We start from the raw sequence: 11,615 nt of genomic DNA on the forward strand, positions 1-11,615 counted from the left end.
TGCCCCGTTAAGAGACATTATTGTGGATTGTGGGCTGCCGCCGCGTGGCTTAGCTCAACGCATGCCGCCAGAGGCCAGAATCACCTCGCCGGTCACCCAGGCCGCGTCGTCTGAGGCGAGAAATGAAACAATCGGGGCCACATCCTGCACCTGGCCGATGCGGCCAAGCGGCGTCTGGCTTTCATTCCATGTCTGGAAATCCGAGTTCATCGCGCCCGCGCTATGACTCCCTTCCGTTTCGATAAGGCCGGGATTGACCGCGTTGACGCGAATGCCGCGCGGGCCGAGTTCGCGTGAGAGTACGCCGGTAATGGCGTCAATCGCGCCCTTGGTGCCGCTGTAGATGGTACTCTCAGGAATAAAGACCCGGGTGACGAATGAGCTGATATTGATGATGCTGCTGCCTTTTGTCAGATGCGGTGCAGCCGCCCCAGCCACCAGCAACGGGCCCAGCACGTTGATATCAAACTGCTTGCGAAACAGCGCCTCGGTGCTCTCTTCAATCCTCGCGAAGGCATAAACGCCTGCATTGTTCACCACAATGTCCAGCCGCCCGTAATGGCTTACAGCCGCGTTGATCAGCGCCTCAACCTCGGTCTGGCAGGTGATGTCCGCCGCAACCGCCATGGCCTTTCCACCCGCGGCTTCAATATCGGCAACGACCTTATCCGCATCGCTTCTGCTTGAGGCGTAATTAACAATGACCTTCGCGCCGTCAGCCGCCAGCTGACGAGCAATGCCAGCTCCGATACCTTTGGAGCCACCGGTGACGATGGCAACTTTGTCTTTTAATTTGTTCATGTCTTCAGCTTCCTGATTAGCCGCCCGTGGCGGTGTGGTTGAGAAGATCATATTGATATCGACAAAGTTGTTTTAGAACTGCCACTTTTGTATATTCAATGTTCATTTTTGTACGGTGTGAGACTGACATGGAATGGGGTGATGTCCGGGTATTTCTTGCAGTTATGCGTAAGCGCTCTTTCGGCGAAGCGGCCCGAAGCCTTGGCGTGAGCCATCCTACGGTGGGTCGTCGGATAAAGGCGCTTGAGGATGAGGCTCAGCAAGCCCTCTTTCGCCGGACCAAGGAGGGCCTCGTCCTGACCGACGCGGGCGACAGGGTTCTGAAGCTGGCAGAAGCGGTGGAAAACTCCGCGCTGGCGATGGAACGACGCCTGGCAGGTAATCACGACCGTCTTGAAGGCCTCTTACGGATATCGTCAGCAGAGTGGTTTGCTAACTATGTTCTGGCACCTGTCCTGAGCGAGCTGACGCGTCGTCATCCGGCGATTGTCCCTGAACTTATCGCGAGCTACCGCTTACTCAATCTGTCGCGACGTGATGCCGACATTGCGTTTCGCATCGTGCCCTTTACCGAACCCGATATTGTCCAGCGCCGCCTGATGCGCATCCCCTATGCGCTTTACGGGACGCCAGACATCGCCGATATCGCCCGACACGACCCGGCCGCAGTGGGGCTGATTCTGATGAATACGGCCCAATCCCACTTTTCTGACGTGGCCTGGCTGCTGGACAGGTTCCCACATTCCCCGCGCGTCTTCACCAGCACCAGCCGGGCCGTGCAGGCGCAGATGTGCAGTCGGGGGATGGGCATCGCCGTGTTACCGCGTCCATTGGGTGATGCCATCACCGGGTTGCAGGCCATCAGCATGCCGGAGCCACCGCCGTCCAAAGATATCTGGGTAGGGTATCACTCCGATCTCCGGCATATGGATCGCCTTCGGGTCATGATGGATATCGCCGATACGATGCTTGCCGACCCCGCCACGGCGACAGCGTGAGCCTAGGGTTTACGGTGACCAGTCATACTGCTGAAGACGCCGTCACGCAGTACGAAAGCGTGAAGCAGCGCAGCGGCAAGGTGAAGCATTATCATCGCGAATAACGCCAGAGCAACCCAGGTATGAAGTGGCCGCAGTATCGCATACCGATCATTACTGATGTCCACGATCGGCGGCAGAACGATGCCGTTACCCAGCGTGACGGGATACCCTGCTGCTGAGAGCATTGCCCAGCCTATCAGCGGCTGGGCCACCATCATCAGATAGAGCATCCAATGTGAGAGATGGGCCATACCGCGCTGCCAGGCCGGAATGGACGCTGGCAACGCGGGCTTGGCCGTCGTGAATCGCAGCCATAATCGCACGATGACCAGAAGCAACATCATCACCCCGAGAGGCTTGTGGATCGACACCAGCAGGCTGTGCGCGGAGGAGACGGTCGAAACCATCGCAACACCGATAAACAACATCATGAGAATGGCTGCGGCCATCAGCCAGTGCAGGACGCGCAGAGCCGGATGAAAATAGACGGCCTGTTTCATAACGTCTCTCCCTTCTGTTGCGCCTGTTCATGGGTGCGCAGGTTATAGGATTTGGCATAAGCCGATGAGCGTGCGTTAAGTATCGGGTCAGCGGACGGTGCCATACCGTCGGGTAAAATCAACGGGTCATAGTTGATGTCATTACAGGGTCCCTGCTGTTGAGGGATAGCCTTGTTTAAGACTAACGTTCCGGCATTAATCGTTTTCCTGTCGGCAGGCCATGCCCTGGTGGCGTCGTCGCCTTTATCACCTGCCTGAGCAAGCGTGAACACTAAATCCCATTTCAGCGCGCCCTGTTCCAGACGATGCTGAAGATCCTGTTGCAGGAAATCGCTGTTCTGTTTATCGGCGTCGCTTATGGGAGTAAATCCGGCATGAGGCACCATGCTCCAGCGTACAAGTTGTTCATGGCCTGCCTTATCAATCAGGCGAAAAGCATTCAGGCTGTTAAAGCGATCGCTGGCCCAGCTTGAGGAGGGTGTGTATTGCTTTGCCCACGCAAAAAACGGTTTTATTTCCGGATGGTTCATGACAAAGGAACGTAATTTTTCCGGGTTCGGTTTTCCGGTTGCGGCATCCGGCAGGGTGGCCGTCTGGAGTTCATAGAAACTCTCAACGGAACTGACGGGGAAAAATGGCATGGCGTTCATACCGGTGCGCCACTGCTCACCATTCGACTGCTGAAAGGAGAGCGCCATACTCCGAACGGGCACGGCATAATCCGGTGCAGCCGGGTTCCCGCCCGCAATGGCAAAACGTCCTGTGACAGCGGTTTCACCTTTGCTGAACAGGGAGGCACGTGAAAGCACACTGGCATTCCCGTTTGAGATAAACGAGCCCAGCACACACATGCCTTTAGCATGATTACGGCGATAGCCTTTATGTACTCCACCCGACTCCTGTAATACATCAACGAGCTTATCCGACGTCAGACGTTGAGGCGTCAGCCAACCGCCAGTCCACAGGAATAATAAAAAAAGGATCAGGGGAATAATGCCGACCAGCGCCAGACGTACAACCGTTTGTCTGTTTAAATGTACTTTACTGTTCATATTGTTAACTCATTCTGCTCACGATATGTCAAAACGAAACGTGCAGGGGGTGATGACGCGTCGTGCCTGAAATCAGCATGACCGTTTCGCTTCTCTTTTTTGTCGGAATGTTAACGTCAGGGCTGACAGGCAAAAATAGACGGCACCAAACGCAGCATACCCCGCGATATTTGCTATTGACGGTGGCTCAGGCGTCCGGGCCTGATAGATAAAAAACGCGCCTGCAAGTGCAGACTGTGCGCCACTTAATATCATGCTCCATTGCGCACCATAATGTTTCCAGCGCTGTGTTGCCGCGCCCAGCTGCAGCAGACCGGATAATATCGCCCAGCAGCCGAATACCCGAATGACATCATTTATATTGCTTTTAAGAGCCAACACGACGGCCAGCGTTGTTATAACGCTAACGATAATATTAACGGTCTGCATCCGGTTGCGGCCAACCCCCCCGCTTTTTCTTGCATCAATATAATTCGCCATTGCATCCCATGCGGGGTAAAGAATGAGCAAAATCGATGCGCCAACAGGCGAAGACAGGCCAGCGGTGAACACGGCAATAACCCATAAAACAGAGAAAGCCGTCCGGATAAAATAATACTGTTGTAGCCAGTTCTGCTGATTCCCGTGATGGATAGTGTCGGACATATAGACCTCTTAACCTGGCATATTTAACAAACGAAGCAGCGTAGCATGCCTCACCCGACAACAAACCTACTAGTAGGTAGATAAAAGATCAATATGTTTTACGCTAACCGTTACAAAAGGATCGTCAAGGCGCGGGAAAGTGAAAGACGTGTTGAAAACAGGCACAGCCCGGTCAATAACCGGGCGTCCTTCAGGCTGCGGTGAGAACCTTATCGATCAGTGGATAGGCAATCTGCTCAAAGACGTGCGGATTATTAAACGCCCGCGCTGCCAGCATGGCACCATGCATGCCCGCCATGAGAGCCCTGGCTTCGACTTCGGCACTTTCGCTGAGAGTGAAAACGCCTTGCGCTTCGCCGGCACTCAGTAATGCGGTCAGCCAGTCAGAGAGATCGTTAAAATGGCCGGTCACTTCTGCGGCAATATCCGCAGGTAATGTCGGAAGTTCAACGGCCAGCATCACACAGATACAAAATGGTGAAGCCCCCTCTTTAATACAGGCCGACCAGAAATCAGCATAGCCTTTCACTTTGATCAGAGGATCGTTGGTTTGCCGATCCATCGCTTCCATGCCACTCCGTGCTTCTGCACGGTATTCCTGCACTACAGCTTTGACTAAATCTTCTTTGCCCGGAAAATGATGGTGGATACTGGCTTTGCGGATACCCACGCGTTCCGCAAGATCGGCATAGCTAAAGCTTTTGTACCCACCCGTTGTGAGCAGCTGCCTCGTATTTGCCATAATTTCGCGCGCTTTCGGCGAACGTTCGATCATTTCACGCTCCAATGTTCAATCCAGTGAAAAAATGTGCTGTCTGTGACAGGCGCGTCCCGCCGGGACAACCTACTGAGCGGCAACAGGAATGTCAAATAGCCGGGCCCGCAAAGGGCCAACGGGAAAAAGCCGCCTGATATTATTGACACTACCCCATCCTACTACTAGGATGGTTTCACTTCAAAACATATCCCTGTAGTGGAGAGTGTATGGCAGTTATCCCTTTTCCGGACAGGCACAGCCCGGCGGCCCCAGTGCGTAACATTCGCGAATTATCCAACGTCATTCACGCGAATGAAGATCGCGGCCGCGCGGCGTGCGTAGAGAACAATGATGCCGTTCGCCGTTTCGCATTAAGCGTTGCCGCGAAGCTATTAAGCGATCGGGAGCTTAATCAGGCTGCGCCTTTTATGATAGACAGAATTGTCAGGCTGCTAATGACAGAATCCAAAAACAGTTAAGAGTGGCCATTACGGATCGGTGAGATATCGTTTCTCTTGATATCTCTGTGCATCGTTTGCCTTCTTAATGTTCAGGAATGCGGGCGATAACCTTTATCTCAAAATCAAATCCTGCAAGCCAGTTAACCCCCACGGCTGTCCAGTTCGGATACGGGGGCTTCGGGAAAATGCTGCTTTTCACCTGCATAATGGCTGGAAATTGATTCTCCGGATCGGTATGAAAGGTGGTCACATCGATAAGATCGTCAAACGTGCATCCCGCGGCGGCAAGCGTAGCCTTGAGATTCTCGAAAGCACGCTCTACCTGCGTAGTAAAGTCGGGCTCGGGTGTACCGTCCTCCCGGCTACCCACCTGTCCGGAAACAAACAGTAAATCACCAGAGCGGATCGCTGCGGAATAACCATGCTGTTCATAGAGTGCGTGGCGATTTGCAGGGAAAACAGGTTTCGGTTGGTTCATAACATATCCTTTCTTGGGATGTGCAACACCGGATGCGTGGCATCCATAAATGAATTAAGATACGCGGCGTATGTCAACTTAATCACACATACGCCGCGTATGTCAAACATCATGCGCGGCGTACAGGATAAGGAGCCCGTATGGCAGCCAAACGCCGCGCCGAAACGATGGAAGAAACCCGCACAAAGTTGATTGCGGCTGCACGAAAAGCCTTCGCTGAAAAAGGGTTTGCGGCAGCTTCGATGGATGATTTGACCGCCAGCGTCGGCCTGACGCGTGGCGCCCTCTACCATAATTTTGGGGATAAAAAAGGGTTACTTGCCGCGGTGGTGACCCAGATTGATTCTGAAATGGCGCAAGGCGCCAAACATGCAGCGGCGCAATCCGGTGATGACCAGCAAAAGCTTCTGGCCGAAGGGATAGCTTATATCAAGATGGCGCTGGATGAAGAAGTCCGGCGTATCGTTCTGCTTGATGGCCCAGCTTTTCTTGGGGATCCGACAAAATGGCCAAGTCAGAATACCTGCCTCGACGCCACTCGCGAAAGCCTTTCAGACCTGATTGAACGTGGCGTAATCAAACCGGTAGACGTTGATGCCACCGCCTGGTTATTAAATGGCGCCGCACTGAATGCCGCCCAGTGGGTGGCCGCGAGTGACGATCCGAAGCAGGCATTGCCCAAAGCGATTGAGGTTTTCACCCTGTTGGTCAGTGGCGTGTTGCAGCAGTGACCGCACTGCCCCACCCGGTTATCTCGTGCTGAGAGCAAGCTTAGCCGCGAAGGAAAAGCAAAAAGTGAATCGGTAGCAGATCTTTTCTTTATCCCAAGGAGCGGATGTTATCGGATTACTTTCCAGGGCAACGGATCGCTGGCATTTTTGTTGGATAATTGTTACCGATCTGCCGAATCTATCCGCTTTGTGCCAGAAGCGGACATCGATTAATGCAATCGTTGTTCAAATACTGTAATAATTCTCAAATCTGATTTAAGGTTTATCTATACAGAACTTCCCAAATATTAGAAATACTCAGGGTGTATATAAAAAGGTATAATTTTAGCTCAACCATCAATGGATAAATTATGTTAATTATATTTAATGGTTTACCTGGTAGCGGTAAAAGTACAGTTGCAAAATTGTTATCCCAAAAAATTAATGGTATGTATCTACGGGTTGATACGGTTGAGCAGGCGATTCGTTCAGCATCTGAACAGAACAAAAAAATTGGCCCTGAGGGTTATTTTGTTCTTTATGAGTTGGCGCGTGAAAATCTACAGTTAGGCGCTACTGTTGTCACCGATTCGGTTAATGATATCAATCTGATACGTAATAATTTCTGCGATATAGCGATATCGTTAAATGTTCCGTTCTTAGAAGTTGAAATACTCTGTTCAGATATGACACAGCATCGTTATCGTGTGGAGAACAGAATCTCAGATATCCCGGGGTTAACCCTCCCTGACTGGGGACAAGTACAACGCCGTAACTATGAACCATGGGAACGAGAGCATCTGCAATTAGATACAGCAATTTTATCAGCACCAGAATGTGTCGATGTAATTCTCAGAAGAATATCGTCCGTTTGAAAAGGATAATGGCAAAATTAAGTAGACGACGGTTGAACACTAGCGTCTGCTTTTCGCTCTTAGCCGACGTTCATATTTAAGCGTAGCTCAATACAGCGAACGGTTTGGTGATCTATGGACGAGTCCAGGGAGCCAGCGCAACGTAAATCTTACTGCGCCCAGGCTGATTTTTCCTGCAATTTTCAAGCCTGCCCCCCTTAAAATTGGGGGTGTATGAGCCAACAAGCCCCCCTCTCTGATTTTCGTGCCATAATGCCCCGATTCATCGGTGCGTATCGATACTTTTGGAAAAATCATAAACGGACTTAGACATGACCAAAATCTTGATGCTGGTAGCAATGATAGCAACCCTTGCTGGTTGCACTCCATTAACCCCAAAAGATTGCCAGAAGAAAAGCGCTCTTGATTCGTGCTCTTACAAACGTTCAGGAAAAGTAACCGATAAAGACATTTATGGCGAACAAGCATCAGGTATAAAAAAAGCACTCGATGCAGCACTGACCAAACCCCATGCCTGGAGTGGGAAAAGATGTAATGTGCATTTGGATTTCAATATGGACGGCACCTTGCAGAATTTCATCATAAAGAGTGGAGATAAGGATTACTGCCGTGCTTTAGCTGAAGCCTCCAGGCAAGCAAAATTCCCATCATTTACTAACCAGCATGTTTACGACGACATGGGTTCTGCCCGGTGGGAAATGCACGGACAACCATGAAAAATATCTATTTTGACTGTCGGCTTCGTGCCAGAAACGGACATTGATATAAATGGAAATTGATGAACGTCAATCCGTTTACTCTGTCCTACAGGATCTCAACCACTTCAAACTCTTCTGCGATCAACTCCATATCTTCAGAAAAATGACCTTCGCGGCTGAAAAATCTCTGATGCTCTTTCTGCCAGTATTCAAGGCTTAAATCCCCTTCACCTTCTTTGCGAGCGAACGCCTCAGTCACATCACAAAAACGCACAAGCCGCAATGAAACCAGTCTGATCACGCAGACCGGAACATTCTGACCATCAAGAATAATGTTATAACTCCCAATCCTCAGGGCAGAATCCTCCTGCTGGAAAGAGGCAAAAGATCCGCAAGAGGCCGTTTTGAACCCTTTTTTGATCAGGTCCGCAAGCTCGCTGGCGAGTTCCGGGCTGTCACCCATTTGCCAGGCATCTGCGCCTGGATACTTCATTTTTATTGCCTCAATCTCAACCATTGAAATCCCTTCTTTATCGTCGGTGAAAATAAAAGTTATACATTTTATAGCATGAGCTGTCCCGACATTATCTGTGATGCCTTTATTTAGATAGCGTGGTCCGCTTATCGTTCATTAGGGACAACCATACTCAAATCTCCCACATTGCAGGAGATTTGAGTATGAACACGTCACCGTGGGACAAAGACCGTATCATCGGCCAAAAAAGACCACTTCAGATATCTCATATCTGGGGGATACGAATCCGACTTGAACTAAAAGGTAAAACGCGCGATTTAGCTCTGTTTCAAGCAGAGCTACGGTGTTGCAACAGAAAACCGGTAGCCCTGTGCAATTTGAGATAATCAAAGGGATAAGAGAAGCTGTTGCTGCATTGATAAAGCTTGGCAATTTGCATAGTAAAGACTTCTTGTTTCGGTCTCGAGTCGGAACTAACCAGCCCATATCAACCCGGCAATACAACCGAATTTTTCATGGGTGGGTAGAAAAGCTTGGTCTCGAAGATTCGCTTTACAGCACACATTCCATGAGAAGAACAAAACCTTACCTAATCTACAAGAAAACCAAGAATCTCCGGGTGATCCAACTTCTGTTTGGCCATAACAAACTGGAAAGCACAGTCCGTTATCTGGGCATTGAAGTCGATGATGCATTAGAGATCTCTGAATCGATCGAAGTCTAAGGTTGTCAGGGCTGCAACAGCAGCCCTGTGCCAGATGCGGACGTGGAGGAGAATGTTATTTTGATGCGAAATATTTGCGTAATATTTTTTCTAATAGCGAGAAAACGACAGTCACCCTTTTTGGAGTAATCAGCTGGTAAGGCCGATATAAATAAAATTGCCATTTCTCCTGTCGCAGTTCTGGCAATGGGGGAACAAGTTGGCCTCTTGCTAAGTACTCCCTACAGATAAAGTCGCTGGACTGTACAACCGTTCTCCCGGCCAATGCAGCCTGAATTTCGGCATATGGATCTGTAGTATAAAACTCTATATGACGAGGGACAAAAGTATTCACTACGTCACTGATAAACTCAAATATTTTTCCCGTTTCAGGATTAATTAAACCACTGAATGGATAACGCTGTCGAAGATCTTCTAAATCAGTTGGTGCTCCCAGGCGCGCGATGAGCTCAGGGGACGCAACCAAAATATGCTCAACTTGCCCGATTTTTTTAATTATAACGTTTGGATTAGGTTCTCGCCCTACACGTATACCTATATCGATACGATGCTCGATAGTATCAAGTTTCATCATATCTAAACGCCAGTCGATAAATAACTCAGGATAAGGACGTAGTGCAGTCAATAGCTCATACAAGATTTGTTCATGATTTGGAAATCGAAGTAATGTGATACGAACAATACCCTTCATTTCATTATCATCTTTCGCTGTCTGAAATAGTTTTTCAGAATCTTCCAGCAATCGCTTCGCTTGGGGTAAAAATAACTCCCCGAAACTGGTGAGAAAGATCGACCGAGTATTGCGTTTGAAAAGAGGTTCGCCAAGCTGTTTCTCCAACTCAGCGACTGTTCGGGTTACTACTGATGGTGAAACCGACAGCTTTATGGCTGCTTCGCGGAAGTTCAGGGTTTCAGAGGCAATGATAAAAAACTTTAGAGCATCAAGTTTATTCATGATCGTTGTGAAAAATGCAATAATGTGTTTTGATAATAGCAATTAATTCGCAACTATTCCAGTCATATAATAGAACAATCAAATAAGCAACCTGTCTTAATTTTTATCAGAACTCAAAAGAGTAAATTATGTCAATTCAACCAGTAGAGTTAAACAAAGCCTATCGTTTATTGCAGGTCGGGCCAACGACGATGATATCGGCTAAAAATGATGGCATTGAAAATGTCATGGCAGCGGCCTGGGTGGGGTTAGTAGGAAATAATAAAGTAATGGCTTTTATAGGTCCACAGGCATTTACTCGCGGACTTGTAGAAAAAAGCGGATATTACGTTGTCCAGATCCCAGTAGTAAATCAGATGGAAATGGTTTTATATGCTGGAGGCCACAGCTATTCTGAGACACCCCATAAAAACAGTAAAATTCCACTATTTTATCAGAAAGAGTTTGATCTGCCTTTAGTTGAAGGTTGCGCTGGCTGGTTAGTCTGTAAGGTCATACCCAATGAAGAAAATGAAAAGCAGCACAACTTGTTCATGGGGGAAATTGTCGGAGCATGGAGTGATGACCGCGTCTTCAGAAATGGGCACTGGATTTTTGATGATGCGCCTGATGAATTACGTACTGTCCATTACGTAGCTGGCGGACAGTTTTACGCCATTGGCAAAGGTACAAAATTCAATTATGGTCCAGGAAAAGACTAATCCTTACTTCTGTATAAATGTAGTCATATAACATGGCTACATAGAGGTGATAGTATAAAAAACAACCGATTTAAGATGTCCAGTTTTCGCTCAGAGCAGACATACCGGCCTGCCCCTGGGCGACTCGTTCGTTCCAAGAGTAGACACCGTTACAGATAACCATAGTGGTTGCAAAAGCCAAGATGTTAATAGGGATGCTGAATCAACACGTCTAAATTATTCTTAGTGCTACGCATGCTTTTAGAAGGCTGAAGCATTTATCGACATATCAACGTTCCCACCGAATCCAATGCGGTAAGTTTTACTTTCATTTTCCTTTAGAGTTATACCTACTTCTTTTAAACCAGCGACACAAATGCTTGTCTGTTTTGCACTTAAAACATGATCCCCGGGTTGAGCATAAAATGTTACTTTCTCTCCAGTATCCAATTCGGCAATCGCTCTACCATCAAGATAAACAACAATATTACAACCACTTCCAGTGAAACCAGAGTCACGTTTGACTACCAGGGTAGCTTCGCCTGGATTTTTCGTTTGGGAAGACCTTAAAATTATACGTTCCGCAGGAACATTTTTAGCATCTTCATTACTGACAACCGTTGTAGCACAACCACCTAGCAGGGTGATACAGGCTAAAAAAAAGCTTTTCCAACAGATAATTTTGTGGCACATGCTACGTTCCATTCATAATGATTAAACACGATAACCGAATCACCACTGCTTTGGTAGTAATGCTTTTAGTC

The 11,615-nt window shown here is 48.6% G+C and carries 15 protein-coding genes and 1 pseudogene; 7 read left to right on the top strand and 9 right to left on the bottom strand.

Annotation, left to right across the window (positions count from 1 at the left end; all coding sequences use genetic code 11):
• Positions 1-54 precede the first annotated feature (54 nt).
• A complete protein-coding gene (locus HV355_RS13890; protein ID WP_126817439.1) occupies positions 55-801 on the bottom strand; it encodes a glucose 1-dehydrogenase in 747 nt (248 codons plus the stop codon).
• A gap of 128 nt (positions 802-929) precedes the next feature.
• Here HV355_RS13890 and HV355_RS13895 point away from each other — a divergent pair, with 128 nt between their 5' ends.
• Positions 930-1,799: a LysR family transcriptional regulator gene (locus HV355_RS13895; RefSeq protein ID WP_042714671.1), complete on the top strand. Its 870-nt coding sequence runs from the start codon at positions 930-932 to the stop codon at positions 1,797-1,799.
• A gap of 2 nt (positions 1,800-1,801) precedes the next feature.
• Here HV355_RS13895 and HV355_RS13900 read toward each other — a convergent pair whose 3' ends face one another.
• The 4 genes from HV355_RS13900 to HV355_RS13915 form a co-directional block, all read right to left on the bottom strand.
• Positions 1,802-2,341: a cytochrome b/b6 domain-containing protein gene (locus HV355_RS13900; RefSeq protein WP_126817441.1), complete on the bottom strand. Its 540-nt coding sequence runs from the start codon at positions 2,339-2,341 to the stop codon at positions 1,802-1,804.
• Positions 2,338-3,393 carry a catalase family peroxidase gene (locus tag HV355_RS13905; protein ID WP_182402325.1) on the bottom strand — a complete coding sequence of 352 codons (1,056 nt, stop codon included), beginning with the start codon at positions 3,391-3,393 and terminating at the stop codon, positions 2,338-2,340. Before HV355_RS13905 ends, HV355_RS13900 begins: the two co-directional genes overlap by 4 nt.
• 72 nt (positions 3,394-3,465) lie before the next feature.
• A complete protein-coding gene (locus HV355_RS13910) occupies positions 3,466-4,038 on the bottom strand; it encodes a DUF308 domain-containing protein (protein ID WP_182402327.1) in 573 nt (190 codons plus the stop codon).
• Positions 4,039-4,228: 190 nt separating this feature from the next.
• The gene (locus HV355_RS13915) at positions 4,229-4,813 is read right to left on the bottom strand and encodes a TetR/AcrR family transcriptional regulator (protein WP_042714665.1); all 585 of its coding nucleotides are present in this window, start codon (positions 4,811-4,813) and stop codon (positions 4,229-4,231) included.
• Between the two features lie 209 nt (positions 4,814-5,022).
• On the opposite strand from HV355_RS13915, the gene HV355_RS13920 reads away from it, so the two are divergent.
• The gene (locus tag HV355_RS13920; RefSeq protein ID WP_182402329.1) at positions 5,023-5,274 is read left to right on the top strand and encodes a hypothetical protein; all 252 of its coding nucleotides are present in this window, start codon (positions 5,023-5,025) and stop codon (positions 5,272-5,274) included.
• A 64-nt stretch (positions 5,275-5,338) separates the two neighbouring features.
• On the opposite strand, the gene HV355_RS13925 is transcribed toward HV355_RS13920, so the two are convergent.
• Positions 5,339-5,734 carry a RidA family protein gene (locus HV355_RS13925; RefSeq protein WP_010430630.1) on the bottom strand — a complete coding sequence of 132 codons (396 nt, stop codon included), beginning with the start codon at positions 5,732-5,734 and terminating at the stop codon, positions 5,339-5,341.
• 140 nt (positions 5,735-5,874) lie between these two features.
• Here HV355_RS13925 and HV355_RS13930 point away from each other — a divergent pair, with 140 nt between their 5' ends.
• From HV355_RS13930 to HV355_RS13940, 3 genes are all read left to right on the top strand, one after another.
• Entirely contained in the window at positions 5,875-6,465 is a 591-nt protein-coding gene (locus tag HV355_RS13930; RefSeq protein ID WP_010430627.1) for a TetR/AcrR family transcriptional regulator, read from the top strand.
• 350 nt (positions 6,466-6,815) lie between these two features.
• The gene (locus HV355_RS13935; protein WP_108416931.1) at positions 6,816-7,319 is read left to right on the top strand and encodes an AAA family ATPase; all 504 of its coding nucleotides are present in this window, start codon (positions 6,816-6,818) and stop codon (positions 7,317-7,319) included.
• A gap of 311 nt (positions 7,320-7,630) precedes the next feature.
• Positions 7,631-8,035, top strand: a complete 405-nt coding sequence (locus HV355_RS13940) for a cell envelope integrity TolA C-terminal domain-containing protein (RefSeq protein ID WP_108416930.1) — start codon at positions 7,631-7,633, stop codon at positions 8,033-8,035.
• Positions 8,036-8,123: 88 nt separating this feature from the next.
• On the opposite strand, the gene HV355_RS13945 is transcribed toward HV355_RS13940, so the two are convergent.
• Positions 8,124-8,534 carry an ASCH domain-containing protein gene (locus HV355_RS13945; protein WP_182402330.1) on the bottom strand — a complete coding sequence of 137 codons (411 nt, stop codon included), beginning with the start codon at positions 8,532-8,534 and terminating at the stop codon, positions 8,124-8,126.
• A 161-nt stretch (positions 8,535-8,695) separates the two neighbouring features.
• Between HV355_RS13945 and HV355_RS13950 the strand changes: the two are divergent.
• Positions 8,696-9,216: pseudogene (locus HV355_RS13950) on the top strand (tyrosine-type recombinase/integrase).
• A 55-nt stretch (positions 9,217-9,271) separates the two neighbouring features.
• Here the strand turns inward: HV355_RS13950 and HV355_RS13955 are convergent.
• Complete coding sequence (locus tag HV355_RS13955) at positions 9,272-10,171, bottom strand: LysR family transcriptional regulator (protein ID WP_182402332.1); 900 nt, start codon at positions 10,169-10,171, stop codon at positions 9,272-9,274.
• 128 nt (positions 10,172-10,299) lie between these two features.
• Here HV355_RS13955 and HV355_RS13960 point away from each other — a divergent pair, with 128 nt between their 5' ends.
• Complete coding sequence (locus tag HV355_RS13960) at positions 10,300-10,872, top strand: flavin reductase (RefSeq protein ID WP_108416929.1); 573 nt, start codon at positions 10,300-10,302, stop codon at positions 10,870-10,872.
• A 240-nt stretch (positions 10,873-11,112) separates the two neighbouring features.
• On the opposite strand, the gene HV355_RS13965 is transcribed toward HV355_RS13960, so the two are convergent.
• The gene (locus tag HV355_RS13965) at positions 11,113-11,544 is read right to left on the bottom strand and encodes a hypothetical protein (protein WP_108416928.1); all 432 of its coding nucleotides are present in this window, start codon (positions 11,542-11,544) and stop codon (positions 11,113-11,115) included.
• Between the last annotated feature and the right edge of the window lie 71 nt (positions 11,545-11,615).

This window comes from Enterobacter sp. RHBSTW-01064 (assembly GCF_014103035.1).
GTDB classification, from domain to species: domain Bacteria; phylum Pseudomonadota; class Gammaproteobacteria; order Enterobacterales; family Enterobacteriaceae; genus Enterobacter; species Enterobacter mori.

Bases quoted from the DNA above. Each gene is read 5' to 3' on its own strand.
- HV355_RS13890 (WP_126817439.1), bottom strand. From the start codon at position 801: ATGAACAAATTAAAAGACAAAGTTGCCATCGTCACCGGTGGCTCCAAA.
- HV355_RS13895 (WP_042714671.1), top strand. From the start codon at position 930: ATGGAATGGGGTGATGTCCGGGTATTTCTTGCAGTTATGCGTAAGCGC.
- HV355_RS13900 (WP_126817441.1), bottom strand. From the start codon at position 2,341: ATGAAACAGGCCGTCTATTTTCATCCGGCTCTGCGCGTCCTGCACTGG.
- HV355_RS13905 (WP_182402325.1), bottom strand. From the start codon at position 3,393: ATGAACAGTAAAGTACATTTAAACAGACAAACGGTTGTACGTCTGGCG.
- HV355_RS13910 (WP_182402327.1), bottom strand. From the start codon at position 4,038: ATGTCCGACACTATCCATCACGGGAATCAGCAGAACTGGCTACAACAG.
- HV355_RS13915 (WP_042714665.1), bottom strand. From the start codon at position 4,813: ATGATCGAACGTTCGCCGAAAGCGCGCGAAATTATGGCAAATACGAGG.
- HV355_RS13920 (WP_182402329.1), top strand. From the start codon at position 5,023: ATGGCAGTTATCCCTTTTCCGGACAGGCACAGCCCGGCGGCCCCAGTG.
- HV355_RS13925 (WP_010430630.1), bottom strand. From the start codon at position 5,734: ATGAACCAACCGAAACCTGTTTTCCCTGCAAATCGCCACGCACTCTAT.
- HV355_RS13930 (WP_010430627.1), top strand. From the start codon at position 5,875: ATGGCAGCCAAACGCCGCGCCGAAACGATGGAAGAAACCCGCACAAAG.
- HV355_RS13935 (WP_108416931.1), top strand. From the start codon at position 6,816: ATGTTAATTATATTTAATGGTTTACCTGGTAGCGGTAAAAGTACAGTT.
- HV355_RS13940 (WP_108416930.1), top strand. From the start codon at position 7,631: ATGACCAAAATCTTGATGCTGGTAGCAATGATAGCAACCCTTGCTGGT.
- HV355_RS13945 (WP_182402330.1), bottom strand. From the start codon at position 8,534: ATGGTTGAGATTGAGGCAATAAAAATGAAGTATCCAGGCGCAGATGCC.
- HV355_RS13955 (WP_182402332.1), bottom strand. From the start codon at position 10,171: ATGAATAAACTTGATGCTCTAAAGTTTTTTATCATTGCCTCTGAAACC.
- HV355_RS13960 (WP_108416929.1), top strand. From the start codon at position 10,300: ATGTCAATTCAACCAGTAGAGTTAAACAAAGCCTATCGTTTATTGCAG.
- HV355_RS13965 (WP_108416928.1), bottom strand. From the start codon at position 11,544: ATGTGCCACAAAATTATCTGTTGGAAAAGCTTTTTTTTAGCCTGTATC.